The following is a 26,857-nucleotide window of genomic DNA, read 5'->3' as shown; positions in this document are numbered from 1 at the left end:
TGCTCAGCGCTTCTTACCGGTGCGACGACGCCGGACGATGAGCTTGTCGCTTGGCTTACGGCGGCGGGTACGGCCTTCGGGCTTGCCGGCCGGGTTCACCGGGTGGCGACCACCGGAGGTCTTACCCTCACCACCACCATGCGGGTGGTCAACGGGGTTCATGGCGACACCGCGGACGGTGGGCTTCTTGCCCTTCCACCGCATGCGGCCTGCCTTGCCCCAGTTGATGTTCTGGTGCTCCTTGTTGCCGACCTCGCCGAGCGTGGCGCGGCAGCGCACGTCCACGTTGCGGATCTCGCCCGAAGGCATCCGCAGCTGGGCGTACGGGCCGTCCTTCGCCACGAGCTGCACCGAGGCACCGGCGGAGCGAGCGATCTTCGCGCCGCCACCGGGGCGGAGCTCGATCGCGTGGATCACGGAACCGACCGGGATGTTGCGCAGCGGCAGGTTGTTGCCCGGCTTGATGTCGGCCTTGGGGCCGTTCTCAACCGTGTCACCCTGCTTGAGCTTCTCCGGGGCGATGATGTAGCGCTTCTCGCCGTCCGCGTAGTGCAGCAGCGCGATGCGAGCGGTGCGGTTGGGGTCGTACTCGATGTGAGCGACCTTGGCCGGCACGCCGTCCTTGTCGTGGCGACGGAAGTCGATCAAGCGGTAAGCCCGCTTGTGACCGCCACCCTTGTGCCGCGTGGTGATCTTGCCCGACGCGTTGCGGCCACCCAGCTTGTGCAGCGGGCGGATCAGCGACTTCTCCGGAGTCGACCGAGTGATCTCGGCGAAGTCGGAGACGCTCGCACCGCGACGACCGGGAGTCGTCGGCTTGTACTTGCGAATGCCCATCTCTACGCAGTCCTCGTCATCAGGCGGCAGGGCCGCCGAAGATCTCGATCGCCTTGCTGTCAGCCGACAACGTGACGATCGCGCGCTTCGTGTCCTTGCGCTTGCCGAAACCGCTCTTGGTCCGCTTGCGCTTGCCCTGGCGGTTGATGGTGTTGACGCTGACGACCTTGACGCCGAAGACCTTCTCCACGGCAATCTTGATCTGGGTCTTGTTCGACCCCGGCGCCACCAAGAAGGTGTACTTGTTCTCTTCGAGGAGCCCGTAGGACTTCTCGGAGATCACCGGCGCGAGCAAGATGTCCCTGTGGTCGGGGATCACTTGGAACCCTCCTCGTCCACTACGACCGCCGTGGCCTCAGCCGAGCCAGAACCCTGCTGGGCCTTGCTGGCGAGGAACACGTCGAGCGAGTCCTTGGTGAACACCACGTCGTCGTTGACGAGCACGTCGTAGGTGTTGAGCTGGTCAGGCGCGATCACGTGCACGTGCGGGAGGTTCCGCACGCTGACCCACGCGACCTCGTCGGTGCGGTTGAGCACCACGAGAACGCGACGGGCCTCGGTGACCGAAGCCAGGACCTTGCGAGCGGTCTTGGTCGACGGGGTGTCCCCGTCCACCAGGCCGGACACGACGTGCACCTGGTTCGCGCGAGCCCGGTCCGACAGGGCGCCACGCAGAGCGGCGGCCTTCATCTTCTTGGGCGTCCGCTGCGAGTAGTCACGCGGCTGCGGGCCGTGGACGACGCCACCGCCGGCGAACTGCGGAGCACGCGTCGAACCCTGACGGGCGCGACCGGTGCCCTTCTGGCGGTACGGCTTCTTGCCACCGCCTCGGACCTCGCCGCGGGTCTTCGTCGCGTGCGTGCCCTGGCGCGCGGCGGCCTGCTGGGCCACGACGACCTGGTGCAGCAGCGCCACGTTGGCCTGCGCGTCGAAGACAGCCGAGGGGAGCTCGACCGTGCCGGCGGACTTGCCGTCCGGGGTGCGGATCTCAACCGTCGACATCAGGCACCACCCTTCGCGGCAGTCCGGACGAACACCAGACCACCCTTGGGGCCGGGAACAGCGCCCTTGATGAGCAGCAGGCCGTTCTCGGCGTCGATCTTGTGCACCTTCAGGTTCTGGGTCGTCACGCGCTCGTGGCCCATGCGGCCGGCCATGCGCAGACCCTTGAAGACGCGACCCGGAGTGGCACAGCCACCGATGGAACCCGGCGAGCGGTGCTTGCGCTGGGTGCCGTGGCTGGAGCCGAGACCCCGGAAGTTGTGGCGCTTCATGACACCCGCGGTGCCCTTGCCCTTGCTGGTGCCGGTGATGTCGACAACAGCGCCGGCCTCGAACACCTCAGCGGTGATCTCCTGGCCGACCGTGTACTCGCCGGCGTCCGTCGTGCGCAGCTCCGCCAGGAAGCGACGGGGCGTGACCCCGGCCTTGGCGAAGTGCCCTGCGACGGGCTTGTTGACCTTGCGCGGGTCAATCGCGCCGGCCGCCAGCTGGACGGCGGTGTAGCCGTCCTTCTCTTCGGTGCGTACCTGGGTCACGACATTGGGCTCAGCCTTGACGACCGTCACCGGGACAACCCGGTTGTTCTCGTCGAAGACCTGAGTCATGCCGAGCTTGGTGCCCAGGATGCCCTTCATCTGCCTGTCAGACATTGGTCCGTTACTCTCCGCGCCCAACGCTTACTGGATGTTGACGTCGACGCTGGCCGGCAGGTCGATGCGCATGAGCGCGTCAACCGTCTTCGGCGTCGGGTCGAGGATGTCGATCAGCCGCTTGTGCGTGCGCATCTCGAAGTGCTCGCGCGAGTCCTTGTACTTGTGCGGCGAGCGGATGACGCAGTACACGTTCTTCTCAGTGGGCAGCGGCACTGGCCCGACGACCCGAGCGCCGGTGCGCGTCACGGTCTCCACGATCTTGCGTGCAGACGCGTCGATCGCTTCGTGGTCGTAGGCCTTGAGCCGGATGCGGATCTTTTGTCCCGCCATAATGGCTTGCCGTTCCTCTGCTTCTCGTAACCGCTGCGGTGCGGTGCCTCGGATGAGGCCTGTTACAGCCTCTTGGCGCGCTCCGCCCCTGTTGAAGTGTCATGGTGCCCGGTCCACGCGGTCGGGCGTGTCGCGCCCGCTGCACATACCGGTCCCACGCAAGGTCTCCCCGGTGGGATTGGGCCTACCACAGCCCATGCACCCTGATGCCCATCTCCGCAAGGAGGCGTTCACTAACAGGGCGCGGACGCTCGGTCGAAACACTCGGGCACACACGAAGTGAACCCGGCCTTCGTCGAGCAACCCGTAAAGGATGCCACACGGTCGCGAGGCAGTCCAAATCGGGGTGGGTGAGTTAGAGGCAGATCACGTGCGGATCTTGGCCGGTGAACGCCCCCGACCGTCGCGTGTGGAGCGACGAGCGGGCCGGTTCCGTTGCCCGACAACAGGAGTTCCGCGGTGGATCTGCTCCAGCGCGCTCTTGAACATTGTGGCGTGAGCTGACGCACACACCGGAGATTCACAACGGCGAAGGCCGGGCCAACGGAGTCGTTGGCCCGGCCTCACGCCGAACTGGTGCTGCTAGATCACTTGTTGATCTTGGCGACCGAGCCGGCGCCGACGGTGCGGCCACCCTCGCGGATCGCGAAACGCAGACCCTCGTCCATGGCGATCGGCTGGATCAGCTTCACGCTCATGAAGGTGTTGTCGCCCGGCATGACCATCTCGGTGCCCTCGGGCAGCGTCACAACGCCGGTCACGTCCGTCGTCCGGAAGTAGAACTGGGGACGGTAGTTGTTGAAGAACGGCGTGTGGCGGCCACCCTCGTCCTTCGACAGGATGTAGACCTGCGCGTCGAACTCGGTGTGCGGGGTCGTGGTGCCCGGCTTGACGATGACCATGCCGCGCTCCACCTCCTCGCGCTTGATGCCGCGGAGCAGCAGCGCGGCGTTGTCACCGGCGCGACCCTCGTCGAGGAACTTCTTGAACATCTCGATCGAGGTGACCGTCGTCTTCTTCGACGTCTCCTTGATACCGACGATCTCGATCTCGGAGTTCACGTTGATGACGCCGCGCTCGATACGACCGGTCACCACGGTGCCGCGGCCGGTGATCGTGAAGACGTCCTCGACGGGCATGAGGAACGGCTTGTCGACCTCACGCTCGGGCTCCGGGATCGCCGAGTCGACGGCGGCCATGAGCTCGAGAACCGACTTGCCCCAGGCCTCGTCGCCCTCCAGCGCCTTCAGCGCCGAAACGCGCACGACCGGCAGGTCGTCGCCGGGGAACTCGTACTCGGAGAGCAGCTCGCGGACCTCGAGCTCGACGAGCTCCAGGATCTCCTCGTCGTCCACCATGTCGGCCTTGTTCAGCGCGACGACGATGTAGGGGACGCCGACCTGGCGGGCCAGGAGGACGTGCTCCTTCGTCTGCGGCATGGGACCGTCGGTCGCCGCGACCACCAGGATGGCGCCGTCCATCTGCGCCGCACCGGTGATCATGTTCTTGATGTAGTCGGCGTGCCCGGGGCAGTCGACGTGCGCGTAGTGACGGTTCTCCGTCTGGTACTCGATGTGCGCGATCGAGATCGTGATGCCGCGCTGCTTCTCTTCCGGCGCCTTGTCGATCTGGTCGAACGCGAACGAGGCGTTCACATCGGGGTACGCGTCGTGCAGAACCTTGGAGATCGCCGCGGTCAGCGTGGTCTTGCCATGGTCGATGTGACCGATGGTGCCGATGTTGACGTGCGGCTTCGTCCGCTCGAACTTCGCCTTGGCCACTGGATTGTCCTCCTGGACTTCTTTTTTGCTGGTCCGGCGGGTATGTGTGGCCACCCGCCGGACTACACGTCAGGGTCGGAAAATGCGGACCCCAGGGATTCACCCCGGAGAGCCCGCGGTGGAACTGCGGTGCTCCGGTGTGGGGTTATTCCCCAGTCGCCTTCGCGATGATCTCCTTCGAGACGTTCGCGGGAACCTCTGCGTAGGAGTCGAACACCATCGAGTAGTTGGCACGACCCTGGGTCTTGGACCGCAGGTCACCCACGTACCCGAACATTTCCGACAGCGGAACCAGTGCCTTGACGACACGGACACCGCTGCGCTCCTCCATGGCCTGGATCTGGCCACGGCGGGAGTTCAGGTCGCCGATCACGTCGCCCATGTACTCCTCGGGCGTCGTGACCTCGACGGCCATCAGCGGTTCGAGGATCGCGGGAGACGCCTGACGGGCGGCTTCCTTGAGGGCCATCGAACCAGCGATCTTGAACGCCATTTCCGAGGAGTCGACCTCGTGGTAGGCGCCGTCGAGCAGAGTCACCTTCACGCCGACCAGCGGGTAGCCCGCCAGCACGCCGTACTGCAGCGCGTCCTGTGCACCCGCGTCGACCGACGGGATGTACTCACGGGGGATGCGACCACCGGTGACGGCGTTGACGAACTCGTAGAGCGCGCCGTCTTCCTTCTTCTCCAGCGGCTCGACGGTGACGAGCACCTTCGCGAACTGGCCGGAGCCACCGGTCTGCTTCTTGTGGGTGTAGGAGTACTTCTCCACCGCACGGCGGATGGTCTCCCGGTACGCCACCTGAGGCTTGCCGATGTTGGCCTCGACCTTGAACTCGCGGCGCATGCGGTCCACCAGGATGTCCAGGTGGAGCTCGCCCATGCCGGCGATGATGGTCTGGCCCGTCTCCTGGTCGAGGTTGACCCGGAACGTCGGGTCCTCCTCGGCCAGCTTCTGGATCGCGGTGCCGAGCTTCTCCTGGTCCGCCTTCGTCTTGGGCTCGATGGCCACCTGGATGACGGGCTCGGGGAAGGTCATCGACTCGAGCACGATGGGGTGCTGCGGGTCGCACAGGGTCTCACCGGTCGTGGTGTCCTTCAGACCGATCACGGCGTAGATGTGGCCCGCGATGGCCTCGGTGACCGGGTTCTCCTTGTTGGCGTGCATCTGGAAGATCTTCCCGATGCGCTCCTTGCGGTCCTTGGTCGCGTTGACGACCTGGGTGCCCGCGGAGACCTTGCCCGAGTAGACCCGGATGTAGGTCAGCTTGCCGAAGAACGGGTGCACGGCGATCTTGAACGCCAGCGCGGAGAACGGCTCGTCCGTGTTCGGGCTGCGCTTGACGATGGTCTCGCCGTCCTGCAGCGTGCCCTCGACCGGCGGGAGGTCGAGCGGCGACGGCAGGTAGTCGATGACTGCGTCGAGCATGGGCTGAACGCCCTTGTTCTTGAACGCGGAGCCACACAGGATCGGGTACGCGGTGCCCGCGGCGACGATCTTGCGGAGGCCGGCCTTGATCTCCTCGACGGACAGGTCGCCCTGCTCGAAGAACTTCTCGGTCAGGTCGTCGTCGGTCTCGGCGACGGCCTCGAGCAGCTGCTCGCGGAACTCCTGGGCCTTCTCGAGCAGATCCGCGGGGATCTCCTCGATCGCGTAGTCCTCGCCCTTCTGGACTTCGCCACGCCACGTGAGTGCACGCATCTCGATCAGGTCGACGACGCCGATGAAGTCGCTCTCGGCACCGATCGGGATCTGGAGCGGCAGCGGCTTGGCGGCCAGCCGGTCCTGGATCGTCTTGATCGTGAAGTAGAAGTCGGCGCCCAGCTTGTCCATCTTGTTGACGAAGCAGATGCGCGGGACGTCGTACTTGGTGGCCTGCCGCCAGACCTGCTCGGACTGCGGCTCGACGCCTTCCTTGCCGTCGAAGACGGCAACGGCGCCGTCGAGGACGCGCAGGTTGCGCTCGACCTCGACGGTGAAGTCGACGTGGCCGGGCGTGTCGATCAGGTTGATCTGGTGGTTCTTCCAGTAGCAGGTCGTCGCGGCCGACGTGATCGTGATGCCGCGCTCCTGCTCCTGCTCCATCCAGTCCATCACGGCAGCGCCGTCGTGAACCTCGCCGATCTTGTAGCTGATCCCCGTGTAGAAGAGGATCCGCTCAGTCGTCGTGGTCTTGCCCGCGTCGATGTGCGCCATGATCCCGATGTTGCGGACCATGGAGAGATCAGTGAGCACGTCCTGTGCCACGGGTCTTTCCCCTGTCTTGAGCTTGTCAGCTCACTAGGGCCGGGAGAGCCCGGCTCCTGTTGGAGCCGGGCGTCACATCACCAGCGGTAGTGGGCGAAGGCCTTGTTGGACTCGGCCATCTTGTGCGTGTCCTCACGGCGCTTGACGCTCGCACCGAGACCGTTGCTCGCATCGAGCAGCTCGTTCATCAGACGCTCGACCATGGTCTTCTCACGGCGCTGCCGGGAGAAGGTGATCAGCCAGCGCAGGGCCAGCGTGGTCGAACGGCCGGGCTTGACCTCGATCGGCACCTGGTAGGTCGCACCACCGACGCGGCGGCTCTTGACCTCCAGCGACGGCTTCACGTTGTCCAGGGCGCGCTTCAGCGTGACGACCGGGTCGGTGCCGGTCTTCTCGCGAGCACCTTCGAGGGCTTCGTAAACGATCTTCTCGGCCACGGAGCGCTTACCGTCGACCAGCACCTTGTTGATGAGCTGAGTCACGAGCGGCGAGCTGTACACCGGGTCGGAGATAAGCGGCCGCTTCGGGGCCGGTCCCTTGCGGGGCATTAGCTCTTCTCCTTCTTCGCGCCGTAGCGGCTGCGAGCCTGCTTGCGGTTCTTGACACCCTGCGTGTCGAGAGAGCCACGGATGATCTTGTAACGAACACCCGGCAGGTCCTTCACACGACCACCGCGCACGAGCACCATCGAGTGCTCCTGGAGGTTGTGACCCTCACCGGGGATGTAGGCCGTGACCTCGATACCGCTGGTCAGCTTCACGCGAGCGACCTTGCGCAGTGCGGAGTTCGGCTTCTTGGGGGTGGTGGTGTAAACGCGGGTGCACACACCGCGCCGCTGCGGCGAGCCCTTGAGGGCCGCCGTCTTCTGCTTGGCCACCTTGTCCTGGCGGCCCTTGCGGACCAGCTGCTGGATCGTTGGCATTCGCCGGCTGCTTCTTCCGTCTTCTGCGGGTTCCCCTTGCGGTTCACCCTCGTGTTTCTTGATCCCTCTCTGCACCCGAGGTCGGGCGTGTCGCCCGCTCCCAAGGTCCGCAAGCAACAGTTCAACTGCCACTGCGAGTGGAGGACACCGCTGCCTCACGGGCACGCGGAGCGGCCCGACATGGGTCGGGCACGAGTAGCAAAGATACCCGCCCACGTCTACCTGGGTCAAAACGGGGGTGCCGCTCGCGCCTGTGAAGTAGACATGGCTGCCAGCAGGTTCACCTCAGCAGGAGGCACAAGCGTTGTGGCGGCAATGGATCGTGCCGTGCGTGCCCACGGCGCTGTGCGTGGCGGGATTCACACTTCTCGTCCGGGGCTGACCGGGACCTTCTACTCGCAACCGGCCACGACCACCTGTCCGAGGAAGCGATGAAGACCACTGTCCTGATGGCCGCGCTGACGCTGGTGCTCGCCGGGTGCTCCGGGTGGCACGAGCAGGCAGGCGTCGGCGAGTGCGCGAAGCAGGTCGACGTGAACGACACCAGCGTCAACATGGAAGAGGTGGACTGCTCGTCGCAGGACGCCGTGTACCGGGTGTCGTCGCGCGAGAAGCGGACGATGTGTCCAACTGGTGACTACCTCGACGAGTCGTCCGGGCGGTCTCGGAAGACCGGCAAGACGCGCTACTGCTACGTGCTCAACGTCGAGGAAGGCGACTGTCTCAAAGCGACGAACCAGTACTTCCAGCGCGTGGCCTGCGGGACGGGAACGCGCAAGGTGACCAAGGTGGTCGACGGCAAACAGGACCGCCTGCTCTGCGCGGGCGAGGACTCGAGGACCTACTCCCAGCCGCAGAAGACGATCTGCATCACCAACTGAGCCGTTCGGCCGACGGGACTTGATCGCGTTCGGTACGTTGCCGTGGTGCTCGATGACGATCAGCTAGCAACTCGTAACACAGAGTTGCGCGGCACCCTCGACAACCTGATGCGCGAGCTCAAGCAGCGCACGGACGGGTTGCGCGACGCCCAGGCGGCGATCGCGGCGATGTCCGGCGTGGCGTCCTCTCCGGACGGCAACGTCGTGGTGACCGTCGACTCGACAGGCGTGCTGGACAGGCTGGAGCTGGGCCAGCGCGCGTTCGAGCGGGTGACGCCCGAGCAGTTGGCGCAGACGATCACGCAGGTGGCCCGCCGTGCCGCGCAGAACGTGCGTGAACAGGTCTCCGCGCAGATGGCCCCGCTGACCTCGGAAGAGGGCATGATCGACCTGCCGGACGTCGTGCCGGGAGCCCCGTCGCTGAAGGACATCTTCAAGGTCGAGCAGCGCGACGACGAGCCCGTGCCACCGCCGCCACCGTCCGATGAGGACTTCGGTTCGTCGGTGCTGCGCAAGGAGGCCCGTCCCGTCCAGCGCGCCAGGCCCTCGTCCGAGCCCGACGAGGACGACTTCGGCGGCAACTCGATCATGGGCCGGGGGAACGGCTGGTGAGCGGCGGTGGCCACACCTACATGGACGCGGCCGGCCTGCGCTCGGCGGCGGCGAAGATGGTCAGCACCGGCGAGGACATGGCGGGTGGCGCGTCGGCACTCGCCCGCGGCCTCGACGCGGAGGGCCGCTGCTGGGGCGACGACGAGGCCGGCCAGAAGTTCGGCACCGACTACGTCCCCGCGTCCGACGGCGTCCGCAAGGTGATGGCGGAGGTCGCGAAGACGTTGCAGGACATCGGCAAGAACCTGGAAGAGTCCGCGAACCTGATGGAGCAGCAGGACGCTTTCAACACACGCGGCATCAGCGGTTAGCAGTCTGGGGGGATTGCCGGAATGGGCATCGAGATGCCCGCCGAGGTCCGCTGGCTCATCCCGATCGTGGTGGGTGACAGCTGGCCGGAAGGCGACGAAACGGCGCTGCAACGACTGGGCGAGGTCTGGAAGCAGGCCGCCACCGACGTCGACGACGCCATGCGCGAGGCCGAGGACGCCGTCAAGCAGGCGACGTCCCACATGGACGGTGAGGCGGCCGAGGCCTTCAAGGCCTACTGGGAGAAGTTCGTCAAGGGCGAGGAAGCCACCCTCCCCAAGATGAAGGACGTCTCCGAGAAGCTCGCGACGGCCTGCCGCAACTGCGCGATGCAGATCGAGTACGCGAAGCTGTCGATCATCATCGCCCTGGTCATCCTGGCGATCCAGATCGCGATGATGCTCGCGTCCGCGGTGGCGTCGTTCGGCGCTTCGACCGCCGGCATCGTCCCGGCCCAGCTGGCCACCCGAGCGGGCGTGCAGATCGTCTTCCGCCAGCTCGTCCAGCGGCTGATGCAGCAGGTGGGCCGCAACCTCATCGGCAAACTGGCGCTCCAGGTGGGCATCGAGGTCGCCACCTCGGTCGCCACCGACCTGGCCGTGCAGGGCATCCAGCTCGCCAAGGGCACCCGCGACTCCATCGACACGTCGATGACCCTCGACGCCGCCAAGTCCGGCCTCATCTCGGGCGTCGTGGGCGCGGGCGTCGGTGCCGGCATGGGCAAGGCGTTCGGCGAGGGCCTCGGTGACTCGATCGGCAGGTCCATCGGCCGCAACGTCGGCGAGGAAGCCATCATCGGCGCCGGCTCGGCCCTGGTGGAAGGCGCGCTGAGCGAGGAGGGCATCAAGGGGTCGGACGTGCTGTTCGGCGCCACCTCGGGAGCCGTGAGCGGCTCGGTCTCAGGCGCCAAGTCGGGCATCGAGGGCCTCAACGCCCACATCGACGTCCCGACCGCCGGCGACATGCCCTCCGCCCCTCGCCCCGACACCGCACCCCGCCCGGACGCGCCTCTCGCGGCACCTTCGTCCACGCCACCGCCCACGGCGCCGTCCACGGCGCCGTCCGCTCCGGACGCCGACACCCCGCCGCGCCGCTCCTCGGACGCGACGAACACGTCGTACGCGGCCCCGCCGGTAGAGCAGCCACAACACCGCGCCACCCCGGACGCAACGCCGACGTCGTCCGCGCCGCCCTCTGCGCCTTCGCAGCCACAAGGCTTCCAACAGTCGCCAGCCCAGTCAGCCCCAGCCGCGCATTCAGCCGGAAGCGCCCCGGCCGCACCGCGCTCCATGCAGGCGGGCGGCTTCTCGCCAAGCAGTGCTGGCCAGGGCCTCTCGCCGAACAGCAGCCCGCCGTCTAGCGGCGCCCACCCGCCCAGCGCGGGCGGGCCCCCGGTGAGCGGCCCAGCTCCCACCGCCGGCAGCCACTCGCCGCCTGCAAGCACCCCTGCGCCGAGCAGCGCGCCAGGCGGCCACGCCGGACCGACGCCCGGTGGCCCGACTCCTGGCAACGCCGGGCCCGCAGGTCCGACCGCAGGTAGCTCGCCAGGCCCAACTTCCGGTGGCCCAGGCCCCGCCCACACTGCGCCGAGTGGCCCGGTTGTCGGCAACCCGACTCCCAGCGGTCCAGGCACGGGCAGTTCAGGCCCAGGCAACCCTGCGCCGAGTGGTCCGGTTTCTGGCGGCCTCCCTCACAGCAGCCCAACTCCCAGCAGCCCAGGCACCGGCGGTCCAGGTCCCGCCCACTCTGCGCCGGGAGGCCCGACTCCCGGCGGCCCGACTCCCGGCGGTCTAGGTGCTGCCCACTCTGCGGCGGGCGGGCCAGTTCCCGGCGGCCTGCCCCACGGCGGCCCGACCCCTTCCACCCCTGGCCCTGGCAACCACGCACCGGCTGGACCTCTGGCCGGCGGACCTCTGCTCCACTCAGCTCCAGGCGGTGCCGCTCCACACGGTCCAGCCGCCGGTGGGCCGATGCCGCCCGCGGGTCTGCTCGGCCCGAGCCAGAACCAGTCGGGCCCGCCCACCTCACAGCCACGGCCGCCCGTGGGCGACGCCGTCCACCAGGCTGGGATGGCGACGCCGTTCGCGCCACCGAACCGCGGCCAGAACGACGCCCCGCCATCGAGCCGCGGTCACAACGACGGCCCGCCGCCGTACCAGCCCGCGCACAGCTCGCCGCAGCACAACGCACCTGCGCAGCACCAGCAGGCACCTCCCGCGCACCGCCAAGACCCACGGCCTGTGCGCCAAGCACCACCCGCTCACATGCAGGCGCCCCCACCGCGCACCGCGCCGGACAGCCCCGCACACCGCACGCCGGACCAGGCGCCCAGGCATCGGATGCCCGACCCGGGCAGCTCGCCGCACCACGCGCCACCGGTGGCCGCAGCGCCCACGTCCCACAGGGACTCGGACGCGACCCCACAGCAGCACCACCAGCAGCACACGGCGCCGCACGGCACTCCACCGCCATCGGACCAGGCCGACACGCCGCCGCGGCGCACGCCGCAGGAGGAGTTCGCGCGGCAGAACTCGCCGGTGAAGCTGCCCGACCGCTTCGCCCACCTGCAGGACCACGCTCGCCACACCGCGGCGGGGCTGTCGCTGCACCCGCGCGACGCGTTCAACAAGGCGGTGTGGAGCACGGCGAACCGGGTTGCTCCCGACCCGCACCGCTACACCGTCGACCTGCACGGCTCGTCGGACCGGGCCGAGGTCAACGGCCAGCGGCTCAGCGCCAAGGACGTCGCCGACATCATCAGGTCGAGCGGTGACTGGGACGGCGAGCAGCCGATCAGGCTCATCTCGTGCCAGACCGGGACGTCGAAGGACGGGTTCGCGGCCCAGCTGTCGCACGAGCTCGGGGTCGACGTGATCGCGCCCACCAAGGACGCCTGGGTCGACGACAACGGCAACATCTTCGCCAGCTCGTCGCACCACGATGGCAACGCGCTCGCCCGCATCCACTCCCCCGGATGGCCTCCGAACGGCGGGTGGACCACCTTCAAGCCGGACGGCACCAGCACCAGCCACAACAGTTCGTCCCCGCCCGGCCACGTGCCGACCTGGGGTCACGACACCCCGCAGGCCGCCCCGAAGAGCTACCGGCGCAACGCCGGCGAGCCGCCCTGGGGCAACGACCCGCACTACCTGCAGAACCAGCAGCGGCAACACGGCTACGGCTACCACCCGCCTGCCGCGCCCGGCGAGTCGTTCGGGCCGAGGGGCAGCCGCACCGACGAGCCGCAGCCCATGGTGTACGCGGGACGCGACCGGCAGGGCAACCCGATCTACCGCCCCGCCTACGTGCCCCCGACGCCCGCGCACAACCCGCCACCACCGCGCCAGGCACCGCCGCAACAACAGCACCAGAACCAGCAGCCTCGGCCGTCGCGCGGCCTCCCACCCAACGCGGTGGGAATGGACCGGCAGGGACGCCCGATCGACCGCCAGGGCCGGGTGCTCGGCCCTCCCATGCCCGCGCACCAGCAGATGGCACCACCGCAGCGCGGCGACATGCCTCCGCAACAGCGTCACGACATGGCACCACCGCAGCGTCACGACATGGCCCCGCAGCAACGCCATGACGTGGCTCCGCAGCAGCGCCAGAACGTTGTGCACCAACGGCAAGACCTCGGCCAACAACGGCAAGACGTCGGTCAACAGCAGCAGCGACCGGACCCCCAGCCCGCGCGGACGCCCGAGAGGTTCGACGCGAACAAGGCCTGGGAGGACTTCCAGCGGCGCAACGCCACCGAAGAGTGGGCCAAGACCCACAACATCGACCTGCTGGTCGCCGAGAACATCAACAAGGGCAAGGAGCTCGGCCCGGACGGCAAGTTCCCGCCTCCCGAGGAGTCACCGGCCGACCAGCCGCAGCAGGACCCGATCCAGCGGCCGACGCACATGACCACGAAGGACATGATCGAGCGGGACCTGGCCATGCAGTCCGGGCTGACGAAGGACACCGACTACGAGGGAATGCAGGGCTACGACTTCGAGCCCGGCACCAAGAACCTCCCGCGCGGCCTCACCCTCGACACACCGCACGACTTCGTCGCACAGCGGTACCCGCACCTCGCCGGCTCCACCTTCACCTACAACGGCCAGCCGGTGATCTGGAAGAAGCCCCAGAGCGTCAAGGAGATGCAGTCGTTCCGCAGGGACCCGCTGCCGGGCTTCCACGCGGACGGCAGCGGCGAGGGCTTCGTCGCGAAGGGCCACGACACGAAGATCACCGAGCTCAGCGGGCACATCGGCGGCGCGACCGGAACGCCGGCCAAGTCCGCGACCAAGAGCCCGGAGCACGCGATGCAGCGCAAGGACGGCACCATCCCGGGCGCGGGCTCGGAGGCGAGCAACAGGCTCGTCGCGGAAGGCAAGATCGTCGAGCTGCCGAACGGCCTGCGCCGCATGGACTTCTGGGTCTCCGAGATCTACGCCGAGCACGTCATCGACGTGGACGCCACGGTCCGGCACTACGACGGTGAGAAGACATCCGGCCACGGCGAGAGCGAGGACCTCCACCTCGGCGTGCCTCCCGAGAACATCAGGCGCCGATGGCGGCAGATCTGCCTGTTCAACGCGGACGGCACGCTCTTCCAAGCACACATGGCCAACGAACCTCCGGTGATGAACCCTCTCTTCAAGTACGCCCACCTCGTGCAGGACGCCGAATGATGACTGACAGCGAACTCGACTACGACTCCTACCTCGCCCCGTCACCCCTGCCCCCGATCGACGCGGAGCAGCGGGCGGCCGCCAAGCAGCAGCCGGGCACGCAGTTCAAGTACTACGACCCCGGCATGCACCCGCAGGGACTGAAGGCGGGCAGCTCGGTGCAGGGCTGGCGGTACGTGGACGCCGACGGGAACTTCACCGGGCAGGACGTGCCCAACCCGGAGTACTCCCCGCATCCGGACACGCTGGGCTTCATGCCGATGTCCGCGTTCGAGATGACGCTGTGGCGCACGGCGAACGGCTACCACCGGGTGCTCACCCTGGTGTCGGGCCTGTTCGCGGTGGAGCTCATCGCGAAGGGTTCCGCCAGGGGCGACAACGAGCTGCACCTTGAACCCGGCGAGGACGGCGTGCTCACGCTCGACGTCTACTCGACGAAGGACAAGCTGCCGCAGGACTGGCCGCACTGGGTACCGATCGCCGGTGAGGACCTGGTCCTGGTGCTGGGCAGGGGCGCGGACCTGATGATCCAGTTCAACCGGGGCGCGGAGTCCGCTCTGCGCGTACCGGCTCGGCTGCTCGGCAAGGCGTACGACAACGGGTCGCGGGACGGGAAGCGGGACCGGCTCGCCGACCTGCCGCTGCCCGCCGAACCCACCACGATGGGCACGGCGCAGGGCATCGGAGCACAGCGATGAAGGCATTGGTCACCGGCGCGATGGCGTCCGGGTGGGGCGTCGTCTGGAACGGCCGGTTCCACGACGCCGAGCCCGGCTGGCACGAAGGCCGGCGGACGTCGATGGTGCAGTTCGACGCGGGCCCCGAGCACGGCGGTGTCGTGCAGTTGCTCCCGTCCCTGGCCGAGACGCACTTCCGGCACAACGTCGTGGCGCAGTCCGGCGGCGCCCTGTACGAGGTCCTCGAGGAACGCGACGGACAGCTCCTCGTCACCCCGCAAGTGCCGAAGAGCAAGCCGAAGTGGACGTTCGCCCGGCCGGTGGAGGACTTCGACCGGATCTTCCGGCGCCGGCTCGTGAGCGGGCCCGCGTACGAGAAGCACCCGATGCCCGAACTGGGCACCGGCAAGACCCGCCGGCGCAACCCGAACGCGGTGGTCGACGCGATCACCGCGGAGCTGACCGCCGCCGTTCCCGCTGCGTGGCAGGAGATTCGCGTCCGCTGCGACTCCATCACCGGCCGCGAGGACCTGACCACGACGCTGGTCACGCCGGACGGCGAGGAGTACCACTGGCTGCCGCCGATGATGGTCGACCAGTGGTTCCGGCGGCTGCGCGCGATCACCTACGGCTACCCGCACGGTGCCTGGTACCGCGCGGGCTACGTGCTCAAGCAGGGCGAACGGCCGACGCTGGCCTTCGACACGCAGTCGGAGCCCGACTGGCGCGCCTTCCGCGACAACATGTTCGAGTTCGCCCGCTACGACTTCCAGAGGGACTTCACGCAGTTCCCCCGGCAGCGCGACAGCATGCCGGCGTGGTACCTGGAGACCGCGATCGAGCTGCAGCGCACCGAACTCCCCGAGCGGGTCATCGACGACAGGCCGCCGTACGTGCCCGACATGGCACTGGCGCGGCTGTGGGACGCGATCGGCGCGGACGGCAAGCCCGTCGTGTACCGGACGCCGGTGATCCAGGCGGAGAAGGAAGCGTTGCTCGAGTACCTCAACAGCGGGCACGTGGTGCTCGAGTCCCGCGGCCTGGCTCCCGACGTGCTCGCGGCGGGCGAGCCGGAGAAGGTGCCGATGGTCTTCCACACCGACGGCACGTGGGTGTGGCCGGGAGCGATCGCCCACTACCTCGAGCACTACGACATCGCGCCGGAAACCCAGTTCCTGGGCCACATCCGGTCGCGGGGGTGGCAGCTGCCCGCGCGGCTGTCGTCACCGGTGCGGGCGCGTGCGCTGGCGTTGGCGCTCGACGCCGACGAAGCCGAGCCCGGTGTCGACAAGGACTGGGACCTCGCCGTGCGGTGGGTCGAAGCCATCGTGGAGAGCTTCAACATCCACCCGTACTACTACTCGATCGGCAGGCCGAAGGAGCAGGCGCTCTGCCTGACCCGTGAGGGCGACCAGTGGGCGGTGTACTGGCTCAACAACGGATCGAAGGAGCGCTACGCCCTGTTCGACTCCGCCGAGATGGCCTCGACCTACCTCAACGGCTACCTCGCGCAGTACTGCCAGAACATGCGCCAGCCACCCGCAGGGCAGTGACGGCCTGATTCACTGTGCCCGTGGACGAACTCGTCGCCGCGATGGCCTCGCTGACCGGCTCGAACGCGGCTCCCGAGATCCTCGGCGGCGACCGCGGTGACGTCGTGGTGGTGCGCGTCGGCGACGAGGTCGCCAAAGCGCACCCCGCAGACACCGACGTCGAGGCCCTCGCGCAACGGCTGGAGATCGCGGCAGCGCACCCGGAGCTGATGCTGCCGCCGCTCAAGCCGCTGCAGTTCGTCGACGACCGCCCCGTGACGGTGTGGCCGTACGGGACGCCGGTGAGCCAGACGGATCCCGACGCGGCGCCGTGGGAAGAGAGCGCGGTGCTGCTGGCGCGCCTGCACTCGTTGCCCGTGCAGGGTCCGGTGGCAGGTGCTCCGGAACGGATCGTGCGGGCCATCAAGGCTCTGCCGCCCGAACTGCCGCACGCCGACGTCGTGTTGCGGGCGTTCGACGTCCTGCCGCCGTTGAACCTGGCCGGACGGGCCCTGATCCACGGCGACTGGCACCTCGGGCAGCTGGTGCACCGAGGCTCGTGGCGGCTCATCGACGTGGACGACCTGGGTGTCGGCGATCCGGTCTGGGACCTGGCGCGACCTGCGGCTTTGTTCGCCGCGGGGGTCCTGCCCGGCGACCTCTGGGCGAGGTTCCTCAACACCTACCGTGAAACGGGTGGTGTGGCGCTGACGACATCGGAATGGGATGCCCTCAACATTCCGGCTCAGGCGTACGTTGTTCAGATGGCAGCGCGGGCACTGGTAAGTGGCCTGCAGGCAGTGGAACCGCTGGTCGATGCGTGTCGTCGGATCATCGCGACGCACGACAACGGCGACCGCGGCTAATATCGTATTTGTCCGGTCCCACCCAGGAGGCTCACCACGATGCAGTGTCCCAAGTGTCATGCGAACATGCGCACGTTCGACCGCATGGGCGTTCACATCGAGCAGTGCGACGGCTGCCGCGGCGTCTTCCTCGACTACGGCGAGCTCGAGTCGATCACGCGCCTCGAGGCCCAGATGCACACGCCGCCGCCCGCGGCCCCGGCCCCGCCGCCCGTCGCCTACCCGCAGCCGGTCCAGCCCGCCTGGGGCGCCGCACCGCAGCAGGTTCACCACCACCACGGCGGCCACCACGGCTACGGCTACGGCCACCGCAAGCACCACGGCCTCGCCGGCCTCTTCTTCTCCTCCTGACGCGCTGACGGCCCCGGATCTCTGCTCCGGGGCCGTTGACGACTACCGAAAAAGTGGTGGATAATCGGTAGTCAACGGGAGGAGTAGCCATGTCTGTCGCGACCGAGGCCGCCCACATCCGGGACCTCTTCGAAACCATCGAAGAGCTTGAGTCCGTGGCGTCATCCCTGGCAGAAGACGACGAACGCCGCCACAAGCTGGACGGCGTAGTAGCCCGCACCCTCCGCCAAGCCCCACCCGTCCGCCCGGTGGTGGCAGGCGAACTCCTGGACCTCACGGAGAAAACCGTGAAGGCCTGGGCCCGCGAAGGCGTACTGGCCATCCACAGCCAGGAACCGCGCATGCTCCTGGACACCGTGCGCCTGCACGAGGTCCTCCACCTGGTGTCCGACCTCCGCCGCGCAGGCAAGTCCCGCGGCCTCATCGACGAAGTCCACCGCCGCCTGAGCGACCAGTCACTGCTGGACCGGTCCGACCTCGCCTCGTCCCTGGACGAGATGCGCAGCGGCAAGGGACGCGTGGTCCGCTCAGTTTGATCCAGGTAGTAGAAACCCACACAGCACACGCCCAGGCCAACGGCCTGCGCGGCCGAGCCCGCCTGGCCTACGAACGCTTCCTGGACGAACTGGCCCATTCAGGCTGCACCGCCCTGGGCTACCGCGTGACGGGCCCAGAACCTCTCCCACGCCTCTGCGTGAAACACCTCCGCGGCCCAGACCGCGTAGTGGTGGCCTTCCCGTCACCGGACGAGGTCTGGATCCTGCTGGTGGGCCCACACGACGACGACCCCGGCCTCGACCTGTACGAAGCCCTCTACGAGATGGCCGGAGTCCGCCCGAGGTTGTCGGAGAAGCGCACCAAGCCCCGCTGCTGCACCGACGAGTCCGGCGTCCCACCTCTGGTGGACGAAAACCTGGTCGACGACCTGGTCATCCGGGCAAGGGCCCTGGCCCGAGCCCGCCGCCGCTGACGCACCTCCACCCCGAAGGCCGTCACCTCAGACGTCGCCGACAAATTTTCTTGTCAGGACAGAGATAGTTGTCTAGGCTTCGTTCAGACACGACGAACGGAAACCACGATGTCCTTCCAGGCCTACCTCGACGGCGCGGAGAAGAAGACCGGCAAGACCCCGGCCGAACTGCTGGCAGCGGCCACCGAACGCGGGTACGACGCCACCACGAAGGCAGGCGTGGTCCTGGAGTGGCTCAAGACCGACTACGACCTGGGCCGAGGCCACGGCATGGCGCTCTACCACGTGCTGAAGAACGGCACGCAGATCAGCGAGAAGCACGTGGGCACCAAGGGCAGCCACCGGGACGAGTCCACAACGCTGCGCCTCGACGGCATCGCCAACCGCTGACAGCGAAGCCGAAGGCGAGCAAGGCTTTGAGCGCGAGGTTCCGGTGGGGTGGTCCCGTCACCCACCCGAACCGCACCACCTACGCAGCAGCAAGCCGCCGAGAGCACCAGGCGTGCCATCAACCTGCGAGCGGCGCCGGCTGGTCTTTGATCAGTTGGCGGGGTCCGGGGCAGAGCCCCGCGCCTGAAACAGAAACCCGCACGCCACAACCCAGCCACCAACGCAGAACGGCCCCCGGAAGCCGAAGCTCCCGGGGGCCGTCCCACGTCAACTCGAACGACTAGCGGTAGTCCCGCCCGAAGTCGTAGTCGTCCAACGGCACCGCGGCACCAGTACCAGTCCCGAAGACGTCCGGCGTGTAGTAGCCGTCATCGTACGAAGGAATCGCGTACGCGGCGGCACGCGCCTCCTCGGTCGGCTGGACCTGGATGTTGCGGTAGCGGTTGATGCCCGTACCAGCCGGGATCAACTTACCGATGATCACGTTCTCCTTCAGACCGATGAGCTTGTCCGAACGCCCGTTGATGGCAGCGTCGGTCAGCACACGGGTCGTCTCCTGGAACGACGCGGCCGACAGCCACGAGTCCGTTGCCAGCGACGCCTTCGTGATACCCATCAGCACCGGACGACCGGCAGCCGGCTCGCCACCCTCGGCGACCACGGCGCGGTTGCCGGACTCGAAGTCCGCCCGCTCGACGAGCGAGCCGGGCAGGAACTCCGTGGCACCCGAGTCGATGATCGTGACCCGGCGGAGCATCTGCCGGACGATGACCTCGATGTGCTTGTCGTGGATGGCAACACCCTGGGCGCGGTACACCTTCTGCACTTCCTGCACCAGGTGCAGCTGGGCCTCGCGCGGGCCCATGACGCGCAGGACCTCGTGCGGGTCCGGAGTACCTTCCAGCAGCTGCTGACCGACGTGCACGTGGTCGCCGTCCTGCAGCGGGCCGGTCGCCGTGTTGGCGAGACGCTGACGCTTGGACAGCTTCTCGAACACGATCTCCTCGGAACCGTCGTCCGGGATCAGCGTGATCTTCCAGAAGCGGTCGCCGTCCTCGATGCGGACGCGGCCGTCGACGTCGGCGATCGGCGCCTTGCCCTTCGGGACGCGGGCCTCGAAGAGCTCCTGGACACGGGGCAGACCGGTCGTGATGTCGTCACCGGCCACACCGCCCTGGTGGAACGTGCGCATCGTCAGCTGCGTGCCGGGCTCACCGATCGACTGGGCGGCGACGATGCCGACGGCCTCGCCGACGTCGACCAGCTGGCCGGTGGCCATCGAGCGGCCGTAGCAGGACGCGCACACGCCGACCGCGGACTCACAGGTCAGCACCGAGCGGACCTTGACGCGGACGATGCCGGCCTCGACCAGCGACGCGAGCGCCGGGTCGCCGAGGTCGTCGCCGCGGTTCAGGACCAGGTTGCCCTGGGCGTCGGTGATGTCGTCCGCGACGGTGCGGGCGTAGACCGAGGTCTGCGCGAACTCGTGCAGGCCGACCTTGTCGCCCATCTGCTCGCCGACGGTCATCTGCACACCACGGGTGGTGCCGCAGTCGACCTCGCGGATGATGACGTCCTGCGAGACGTCCACCAGACGACGGGTCAGGTAACCCGAGTCGGCGGTGCGCAGCGCGGTGTCGGCAAGACCCTTACGAGCACCGTGCGTCGCGATGAAGTACTCCAGCACCGACAAGCCCTCGCGGAACGAGTTCTTGATCGGGCGCGGGATGTACTCACCCTTCGGATTGGTGACGAGACCACGCATACCCGCGAGCGAACGGACCTGCGTCATGTTGCCGGCAGCACCGGACTGCACGATGACGCGGATCGAGTTGTCCTCGGGGAAGTTGTCTTCCATGATCTCGTGGACCTGCTCGGTGGCCTTGGTCCACACCTTGACCAGCTCGGAGTTGCGCTCCTCGTGGGAGAGCTGACCGCGCTGGTAGCGCTTCTCCACCGCGTCCGCGAGGCGCTCGTGCTCCTCGAGGATGTCCTGCTTCGCGGCGGGGACGAGGACGTCCGAGATCGCGACGGTCACACCGGAACGGGTGGCCCAGTGGAAACCGGCGTCCTTCAGCTTGTCCAGCGTCCGGGCGACGGTGACCATCGGGTACCGCTCGGCGAGGTCGTTGATGATGATGGCCTGCCGCTTCTTGGGCATGACCTCGTTGATGAAGGCGTAGTCCTGCGGCAGGATCTCGTTGAACAGCACGCGACCCAGCGTGGTCTCCGCGAGCCACGGCTGACCGGGCTCCCAGCCCTCCGGCTCCTGCCCCTTGGGCGGGTTCTTGTCGGAGACGCGGATCTTCACCATCGACTGCAGGCCCAGGACCTTGCGGTCGAACGCCATCAGGGCCTCGGCGGGCGACGAGTAGAAGTGGCCCTCGCCGATGTCGCCGGGCTTGTGCCGGGTCAGGTGGTACAGACCCGTCACCATGTCCAGACGCGGCATGGCCAGCGGCTTGCCGGACGCCGGGGACAGGATGTTGTTCGACGACAGCATCAGGACGCGGGCCTCGGCCTGCGCCTCGGCGGACAGCGGCAGGTGGACTGCCATCTGGTCACCGTCGAAGTCGGCGTTGAACGCCTCACAGACCAGCGGGTGCAGCTGGATGGCCTTGCCCTCGACCAGCTGCGGCTCGAAGGCCTGGATGCCGAGGCGGTGCAGCGTGGGTGCGCGGTTGAGCAGCACCGGGTGCTCGGTGATGACCTCTTCCAGCACGTCCCACACGGCCGGGCGCGCACGCTCGACCATCCGCTTGGCGGACTTGATGTTCTGCGCGTGGTTGAGGTCGACCAGCCGCTTCATGACGAACGGCTTGAAGAGCTCCAGCGCCATCTGCTTGGGCAGACCGCACTGGTGCAGCTTGAGCTGCGGGCCGACCACGATGACCGAACGGCCGGAGTAGTCGACGCGCTTGCCGAGCAGGTTCTGGCGGAACCGGCCCTGCTTGCCCTTCAGCAGGTCGGACAGCGACTTCAGCGGGCGGTTACCGGGACCGGTGACCGGGCGGCCGCGGCGGCCGTTGTCGAACAGCGCGTCAACGGCCTCCTGCAGCATCCGCTTCTCGTTGTTGACGATGATCTCGGGCGCGCCGAGGTCGATCAGTCGCTTCAACCGGTTGTTGCGGTTGATGACGCGGCGGTACAGGTCGTTCAGGTCGGACGTGGCGAAGCGGCCACCGTCGAGCTGCACCATCGGGCGCAGGTCCGGCGGGATGACCGGGACGCAGTCGAGGACCATGCCCTGCGGGTTGTTGCGGGTCGCCTGGAAGGCGGCAACGACCTTGAGGCGCTTGAGCGCACGCAGCTTCTTCTGGCCCTTACCGCTGCGGATCGTCTCGCGCAGGATGTCGGCCTCGGCGTCGACGTCGTAGTCACCCAACAGCTTCTGGATGGCCTCCGCGCCCATGGCACCGGTGAAGTAGTCGCCGTAGCGGTCGTACAGCTCGCGGTAGAGCAGCTCGTCCGCGATCAGCTGGGCCTTGTCCAGCTTGGTGAACGTGGACCAGATCTCGTCGAGGCGGTCCAGCTCGCGCTGGGCGCGGTCGCGGAGCTGGCGCATCTCACGTTCGCCACCCTCCTTGACCTTGCGGCGCACGTCGGACTTGGCACCCTCGGCCTCGAGCTCGGCCAGGTCGGCCTCGAGCTTCTGGGCGCGGGCCTCCACGTCGGCGTCGCGGCGGTTCTCGACGCGCTTGCGCTCGACCTGCATCTCGCTCTCGAGCGTCGGCAGGTCGTTGTGGCGCAGCTCGGCGTTCACGCCCACGATCACGTAGGCGGCGAAGTAGATGATCTTCTCGAGGTCCTTGGGGGCCAGGTCGAGCAGGTAGCCCAACCGGCTGGGAACGCCCTTGAAGTACCAGATGTGCGTGACCGGAGCGGCGAGCTCGATGTGGCCCATGCGCTCACGACGCACCTTCGCACGGGTCACCTCGACGCCGCAGCGCTCACAGATGATGCCCTTGAAGCGAACGCGCTTGTACTTGCCGCAGTAGCACTCCCAGTCCCTGGTGGGACCGAAGATCTTTTCGCAGAACAAGCCGTCCTTCTCAGGCTTGAGCGTGCGGTAGTTGATGGTCTCGGGCTTCTTGACCTCGCCAAAAGACCACTGGCGGATGTCGTCCGCGGTCGCGAGACCGATGCGGAGCTCATCGAAGAAGTTGACGTCGAGCACGTCTACTCTCTTCCCCTTTTTAGATCGGTGGCAAAAGGAGCTGGTCGGAAGGTCGGGGAGAGCTACGCGGGAGGCATTGCCCTCCCCGACCGGGCGAGGTGACTAGTTGACGACGTCGTCCACGGAGGGCGACTCGGACCTCGACAGGTTGATGCCGAGGTTCGCGGCCGCGCGCTCCAGGTCCTCGTCGTCGCCGTCGCGCATCTCGATCGCGGCACCGTCCGAAGACAGCACCTCGACGTTGAGGCAGAGCGACTGCAGCTCCTTGAGCAGCACCTTGAAGGACTCCGGGATGCCGGGTTCCGGGATGTTCTCGCCCTTGACGATGGCCTCGTAGACCTTCACGCGGCCGAGCACGTCGTCGGACTTGATGGTGAGAAGTTCCTGCAGGGTGTATGCGGCGCCGTACGCCTGCATCGCCCAGCACTCCATCTCACCGAAACGCTGACCACCGAACTGCGCCTTACCACCCAGCGGCTGCTGCGTGATCATCGAGTACGGGCCGGTCGAACGAGCGTGGATCTTGTCGTCGACCAGGTGCAGCAGCTTCAGGATGTACATGTAGCCGACCGACACCGGGAACGGGTACGGCTCACCGGAGCGACCGTCGAAGAGCTGCGCCTTGCCGTTCTCCTTGACCATCCGCTCACCGTCGCGGTTCGGGATGGTGGAGCCCAGCAGGCCCGTGATCTCTTCTTCCTTCGCACCGTCGAACACCGGCGTGGCGGTCTTCGTGCCCGGCTCGACGTCGTACAGCTCCTCGGACAGGTTCTTCGCCCAGTCCGGGTCGCCGTTGATGCTCCAGCCCTGCTTGGCGATCCACCCGAGGTGGGTCTCCAGCACCTGGCCGATGTTCATACGACGCGGCACACCGTGCGTGTTCAGGATGATGTCGACCGGCGTGCCGTCCTCGAGGAACGGCATGTCCTCCGCGGGGAGGATCTTGCCGATGACGCCCTTGTTGCCGTGGCGGCCGGCGAGCTTGTCGCCGTCCTGGATCTTGCGCTTCTGGGCCACGTAGACGCGGACGAGCTCGTTCACGCCCGGAGGCAGCTCGTCGTCGTCCTCACGCGAGAAGACGCGGATGCCGATGACCTTGCCGTACTCGCCGTGCGGCACCTTGAGCGAGGTGTCGCGAACCTCGCGCGCCTTCTCACCGAAGATCGCGCGGAGCAGGCGCTCCTCGGGCGTCAGCTCGGTCTCGCCCTTGGGCGTGACCTTGCCGACGAGGATGTCGCCGGGCTGGACCTCGGCACCGATGCGGATGATGCCGCGCTCGTCCAGGTCGGCCAGGACCTCTTCGGAGACGTTCGGGATGTCCCGGGTGATCTCCTCGGCGCCGAGCTTCGTGTCGCGGGCGTCGATCTCGTGCTCCTCGATGTGGATCGAGGTGAGAACGTCGTCCTGCACGAGGCGCTGCGACAGGATGATCGCGTCCTCGTAGTTGTGGCCTTCCCACGGCATGATCGCCACGAGCAGGTTCTTGCCGAGCGCCATCTCGGCGTTCTCGGTGCAAGGACCGTCGGCCAGGACCTGGCCCGCCTCGATCCGGTCGCCCTCGTTGACGATGGGCTTCTGGTTGATGCAGGTGCCCTGGTTGCTGCGACGGAACTTGTGCAGCGCGTAGGTGTTGCGCGCACCGTCGTCGGCCATGACGGTGATGTAGTCGGCGGAGACCTCCTCGACCACACCCGTCTTCTTCGCGACGACGACGTCACCGGCGTCGACGGCGGCGCGCAGCTCCATGCCGGTGCCGACCAGCGGCGACTCGGAGCGGAGCAGCGGCACGGCCTGACGCTGCATGTTCGCACCCATCAGGGCGCGGTTCGCGTCGTCGTGCTCGAGGAACGGGATCATGGCGGTCGCGGCCGACACCATCTGGCGCGGCGAGACGTCCATGTAGTCGACGTCGGTCGGGTCGATGAACTCGACCTCGCCGCCCTTCTTGCGAACAAGAACGCGGTCGTCGGTGAAGTTGCCCTCGTCGTCGGTCGGCGAGTTCGCCTGCGCCTTGACGAAGCGGTCTTCCTCGTCCGCGGTCAGGTAGTCGATCTGGTCGGTGACCCGGCCGTCGACGACCTTGCGGTACGGCGTCTCGATGAAGCCGAACGGGTTGACCCGCGCGTAGCTCGAGAGCGAACCGATCAGACCGATGTTCGGGCCTTCCGGCGTCTCGATCGGGCACATGCGGCCGTAGTGCGACGGGTGGACGTCGCGGACCTCCATGCCCGCGCGCTCACGGGACAGACCACCCGGACCCAGCGCCGACAGGCGGCGCTTGTGGGTCAGGCCCGCGAGCGGGTTGGTCTGGTCCATGAACTGCGACAGCTGCGAGGTGCCGAAGAACTCCTTGATCGCCGCCACGACGGGACGGATGTTGATCAGGGTCTGCGGCGTGATGGCCTCGACGTCCTGCGTGGTCATGCGCTCGCGAACGACGCGCTCCATGCGGGACAGACCGACGCGGATCTGGTTCTGGATGAGCTCGCCGACGGTGCGCAGGCGACGGTTGCCGAAGTGGTCGATGTCGTCGACCTCGACGGGGATGTCCGTGCCGTCGGCACCGTCCATCTGCGTCTCACCGGCGTGCAGGCGGACCAGGTACTCGATCGTCGTGACGATGTCGTCCTCGGTCAGCACACCAGTGTTGATCTCACTGGTGACACCGAGCTTCTTGTTGATCTTGTACCGGCCGACCTTCGCCAGGTCGTAGCGCTTGTCCTTGAAGAACAGGTTCTCCAGCAGGGCCTGCGCCGACTCCTTCGTCGGCGGCTCGCCAGGACGCAGCTTGCGGTAGATGTCGAGCAACGCCTCGTCGGTACCCGCGGTGTGGTCCTTCTCGAGCGTGGTCAGCAACGTCTCGCTGAACGCGAACCGCTCGCGAATCTGCTCCGTGCTCCAGCCCAGAGCCTTCAACAGCACCGTCACCGGCTGGCGACGCTTGCGATCGATGCGGACACCAACGGTGTCGCGCTTGTCGACGTCGAACTCCAGCCAGGCACCCCGGGACGGGATGATCTTGACGCTGAAGACGTCCTTGTCCGTCGTCTTGTCGACCGCGGTGTCGTAGTAGACACCCGGCGAACGCACGAGCTGAGAGACCACCACGCGCTCGGTGCCGTTGATGATGAACGTGCCCTTGTTCGTCATCATCGGGAAGTCACCCATGAACACCGTCTGGCTCTTGATCTCGCCAGTGGTGTGGTTGGTGAACTCCGCCGTGACGAACAGAGGTGCCGCGTACGTCATGTCCTTGTCCTTGCACTCTTCGGTCGAGGCCTTGACCTCGTCGAAGCGCGGGTCGGAGAAGGACAGTGACATGGAGCCGGAGAAGTCCTCGATCGGCGAGATCTCGTTGAGGACCTCTTCGAGGCCACCCGTCGGGGTCTCGTCGCCGGCGTCGACGCGGCGCTGGAACCACGCCTCGTCGCCGGTCAACCACTCAAAGGACTGGATCTGCAGGTCGAGCAGGTTGGGCGTCGAAAGCGGCTCGTTAATCTTCGCGAACGAGACCCGCTTCGGCGCTCCAGGGATCCCCGACGTGGAGTTGGTCGCAGCAGTGGCCTTGGTCGCGCGAGAGATCGCCAAGATGCGTCCTTCCAGGGACAAATAGCTGGCTAGAGCGAACTAGCACGGCTGT

At 67.5% G+C, this 26,857-nt stretch carries 22 protein-coding genes; 11 read left to right on the top strand and 11 right to left on the bottom strand.

Annotation, left to right across the window (positions count from 1 at the left end; all coding sequences use genetic code 11):
• Positions 1 to 3 precede the first annotated feature (3 nt).
• From rplB to rpsL, 9 genes are all read right to left on the bottom strand, one after another.
• The gene (gene rplB / locus ABZ345_RS41870) at positions 4 to 837 is read right to left on the bottom strand and encodes a 50S ribosomal protein L2 (protein ID WP_030473464.1); all 834 of its coding nucleotides are present in this window, start codon (positions 835 to 837) and stop codon (positions 4 to 6) included.
• Between the two features lie 19 nt (positions 838 to 856).
• Positions 857 to 1,156, bottom strand: coding sequence for a 50S ribosomal protein L23 (gene rplW / locus ABZ345_RS41865; RefSeq protein WP_045309807.1), 300 nt, complete (start codon positions 1,154 to 1,156; stop codon positions 857 to 859).
• A complete protein-coding gene (rplD, locus tag ABZ345_RS41860) occupies positions 1,153 to 1,839 on the bottom strand; it encodes a 50S ribosomal protein L4 (RefSeq protein ID WP_359860526.1) in 687 nt (228 codons plus the stop codon). Before rplD ends, rplW begins: the two co-directional genes overlap by 4 nt.
• On the bottom strand, positions 1,839 to 2,489 hold the full coding sequence (rplC, locus tag ABZ345_RS41855; protein WP_359860525.1) for a 50S ribosomal protein L3: 651 nt from the start codon (positions 2,487 to 2,489) through the stop codon (positions 1,839 to 1,841). Before rplC ends, rplD begins: the two co-directional genes overlap by 1 nt.
• Before the next feature lie 27 nt (positions 2,490 to 2,516).
• Positions 2,517 to 2,822, bottom strand: coding sequence for a 30S ribosomal protein S10 (rpsJ, locus tag ABZ345_RS41850; protein ID WP_003938093.1), 306 nt, complete (start codon positions 2,820 to 2,822; stop codon positions 2,517 to 2,519).
• 587 nt (positions 2,823 to 3,409) lie between these two features.
• Complete coding sequence (gene tuf / locus ABZ345_RS41845; RefSeq protein ID WP_359860524.1) at positions 3,410 to 4,603, bottom strand: elongation factor Tu; 1,194 nt, start codon at positions 4,601 to 4,603, stop codon at positions 3,410 to 3,412.
• A gap of 145 nt (positions 4,604 to 4,748) precedes the next feature.
• Entirely contained in the window at positions 4,749 to 6,851 is a 2,103-nt protein-coding gene (fusA, locus tag ABZ345_RS41840) for an elongation factor G (RefSeq protein ID WP_359860523.1), read from the bottom strand.
• Positions 6,852 to 6,928: 77 nt separating this feature from the next.
• A complete protein-coding gene (gene rpsG, locus ABZ345_RS41835) occupies positions 6,929 to 7,399 on the bottom strand; it encodes a 30S ribosomal protein S7 (RefSeq protein ID WP_030478293.1) in 471 nt (156 codons plus the stop codon).
• On the bottom strand, positions 7,399 to 7,773 hold the full coding sequence (rpsL, locus tag ABZ345_RS41830) for a 30S ribosomal protein S12 (RefSeq protein ID WP_030473471.1): 375 nt from the start codon (positions 7,771 to 7,773) through the stop codon (positions 7,399 to 7,401). The genes rpsG and rpsL overlap by 1 nt, the downstream gene beginning before the upstream one ends.
• 431 nt (positions 7,774 to 8,204) lie before the next feature.
• On the opposite strand from rpsL, the gene ABZ345_RS41825 reads away from it, so the two are divergent.
• The 11 genes from ABZ345_RS41825 to ABZ345_RS41775 all read left to right on the top strand — a co-directional run bounded on the left by ABZ345_RS41825 (position 8,205) and on the right by ABZ345_RS41775 (position 19,040).
• The gene (locus ABZ345_RS41825; protein ID WP_359860522.1) at positions 8,205 to 8,654 is read left to right on the top strand and encodes a hypothetical protein; all 450 of its coding nucleotides are present in this window, start codon (positions 8,205 to 8,207) and stop codon (positions 8,652 to 8,654) included.
• Positions 8,655 to 8,699: 45 nt separating this feature from the next.
• Entirely contained in the window at positions 8,700 to 9,266 is a 567-nt protein-coding gene (locus ABZ345_RS41820) for a YbaB/EbfC family nucleoid-associated protein (protein ID WP_359860521.1), read from the top strand.
• Entirely contained in the window at positions 9,263 to 9,577 is a 315-nt protein-coding gene (locus ABZ345_RS41815) for a WXG100 family type VII secretion target (RefSeq protein WP_359860520.1), read from the top strand. Before ABZ345_RS41820 ends, ABZ345_RS41815 begins: the two co-directional genes overlap by 4 nt.
• A 21-nt stretch (positions 9,578 to 9,598) precedes the next feature.
• The gene (locus ABZ345_RS41810) at positions 9,599 to 14,254 is read left to right on the top strand and encodes a hypothetical protein (RefSeq protein ID WP_359860519.1); all 4,656 of its coding nucleotides are present in this window, start codon (positions 9,599 to 9,601) and stop codon (positions 14,252 to 14,254) included.
• Positions 14,251 to 14,952 (top strand): hypothetical protein, encoded by a 702-nt coding sequence (locus ABZ345_RS41805; RefSeq protein ID WP_359860518.1) that lies wholly within the window; start codon positions 14,251 to 14,253, stop codon positions 14,950 to 14,952. The genes ABZ345_RS41810 and ABZ345_RS41805 overlap by 4 nt, the downstream gene beginning before the upstream one ends.
• Positions 14,949 to 16,484 (top strand): hypothetical protein, encoded by a 1,536-nt coding sequence (locus ABZ345_RS41800; RefSeq protein WP_359860517.1) that lies wholly within the window; start codon positions 14,949 to 14,951, stop codon positions 16,482 to 16,484. Before ABZ345_RS41805 ends, ABZ345_RS41800 begins: the two co-directional genes overlap by 4 nt.
• A gap of 20 nt (positions 16,485 to 16,504) precedes the next feature.
• On the top strand, positions 16,505 to 17,329 hold the full coding sequence (locus ABZ345_RS41795; protein ID WP_359860516.1) for a phosphotransferase: 825 nt from the start codon (positions 16,505 to 16,507) through the stop codon (positions 17,327 to 17,329).
• 39 nt (positions 17,330 to 17,368) lie between these two features.
• Positions 17,369 to 17,680 carry a zf-TFIIB domain-containing protein gene (locus ABZ345_RS41790; protein ID WP_359860515.1) on the top strand — a complete coding sequence of 104 codons (312 nt, stop codon included), beginning with the start codon at positions 17,369 to 17,371 and terminating at the stop codon, positions 17,678 to 17,680.
• Positions 17,681 to 17,769: 89 nt separating this feature from the next.
• Positions 17,770 to 18,216 carry a hypothetical protein gene (locus ABZ345_RS41785; protein WP_359860514.1) on the top strand — a complete coding sequence of 149 codons (447 nt, stop codon included), beginning with the start codon at positions 17,770 to 17,772 and terminating at the stop codon, positions 18,214 to 18,216.
• Complete coding sequence (locus tag ABZ345_RS41780) at positions 18,213 to 18,650, top strand: hypothetical protein (RefSeq protein ID WP_359860513.1); 438 nt, start codon at positions 18,213 to 18,215, stop codon at positions 18,648 to 18,650. The genes ABZ345_RS41785 and ABZ345_RS41780 overlap by 4 nt, the downstream gene beginning before the upstream one ends.
• 108 nt (positions 18,651 to 18,758) lie before the next feature.
• A complete protein-coding gene (locus ABZ345_RS41775) occupies positions 18,759 to 19,040 on the top strand; it encodes a DUF4287 domain-containing protein (RefSeq protein ID WP_359860512.1) in 282 nt (93 codons plus the stop codon).
• Positions 19,041 to 19,320: 280 nt separating this feature from the next.
• On the opposite strand, the gene ABZ345_RS41770 is transcribed toward ABZ345_RS41775, so the two are convergent.
• Both ABZ345_RS41770 and ABZ345_RS41765 read right to left on the bottom strand, forming a co-directional pair.
• The gene (locus ABZ345_RS41770; protein WP_359860511.1) at positions 19,321 to 23,217 is read right to left on the bottom strand and encodes a DNA-directed RNA polymerase subunit beta'; all 3,897 of its coding nucleotides are present in this window, start codon (positions 23,215 to 23,217) and stop codon (positions 19,321 to 19,323) included.
• Positions 23,218 to 23,319: 102 nt separating this feature from the next.
• A complete protein-coding gene (locus tag ABZ345_RS41765; RefSeq protein ID WP_359860510.1) occupies positions 23,320 to 26,805 on the bottom strand; it encodes a DNA-directed RNA polymerase subunit beta in 3,486 nt (1,161 codons plus the stop codon).
• Positions 26,806 to 26,857 lie beyond the last annotated feature (52 nt).

This window comes from Lentzea sp. NPDC005914, assembly GCF_040629405.1.
Taxonomy (GTDB): Bacteria; Actinomycetota; Actinomycetes; order Mycobacteriales; family Pseudonocardiaceae; genus Lentzea.
The sequence above is the reverse complement of the archived record's forward strand: the minus strand, read 5'-3'. Positions and strand labels throughout refer to the sequence as shown.

Excerpts from the sequence above, each read along its gene's own strand:
- rplB (WP_030473464.1), bottom strand. The coding sequence starts at position 837 with ATGGGCATTCGCAAGTACAAGCCGACGACTCCCGGTCGTCGCGGTGCG.
- rplD (WP_359860526.1), bottom strand. The coding sequence starts at position 1,839 with ATGTCGACGGTTGAGATCCGCACCCCGGACGGCAAGTCCGCCGGCACG.
- rplC (WP_359860525.1), bottom strand. The coding sequence starts at position 2,489 with ATGTCTGACAGGCAGATGAAGGGCATCCTGGGCACCAAGCTCGGCATG.
- rpsJ (WP_003938093.1), bottom strand. The coding sequence starts at position 2,822 with ATGGCGGGACAAAAGATCCGCATCCGGCTCAAGGCCTACGACCACGAA.
- rpsG (WP_030478293.1), bottom strand. The coding sequence starts at position 7,399 with ATGCCCCGCAAGGGACCGGCCCCGAAGCGGCCGCTTATCTCCGACCCG.
- rpsL (WP_030473471.1), bottom strand. The coding sequence starts at position 7,773 with ATGCCAACGATCCAGCAGCTGGTCCGCAAGGGCCGCCAGGACAAGGTG.
- ABZ345_RS41825 (WP_359860522.1), top strand. The coding sequence starts at position 8,205 with ATGAAGACCACTGTCCTGATGGCCGCGCTGACGCTGGTGCTCGCCGGG.
- ABZ345_RS41810 (WP_359860519.1), top strand. The coding sequence starts at position 9,599 with ATGGGCATCGAGATGCCCGCCGAGGTCCGCTGGCTCATCCCGATCGTG.
- ABZ345_RS41805 (WP_359860518.1), top strand. The coding sequence starts at position 14,251 with ATGATGACTGACAGCGAACTCGACTACGACTCCTACCTCGCCCCGTCA.
- ABZ345_RS41800 (WP_359860517.1), top strand. The coding sequence starts at position 14,949 with ATGAAGGCATTGGTCACCGGCGCGATGGCGTCCGGGTGGGGCGTCGTC.
- ABZ345_RS41790 (WP_359860515.1), top strand. The coding sequence starts at position 17,369 with ATGCAGTGTCCCAAGTGTCATGCGAACATGCGCACGTTCGACCGCATG.
- ABZ345_RS41785 (WP_359860514.1), top strand. The coding sequence starts at position 17,770 with ATGTCTGTCGCGACCGAGGCCGCCCACATCCGGGACCTCTTCGAAACC.
- ABZ345_RS41775 (WP_359860512.1), top strand. The coding sequence starts at position 18,759 with ATGTCCTTCCAGGCCTACCTCGACGGCGCGGAGAAGAAGACCGGCAAG.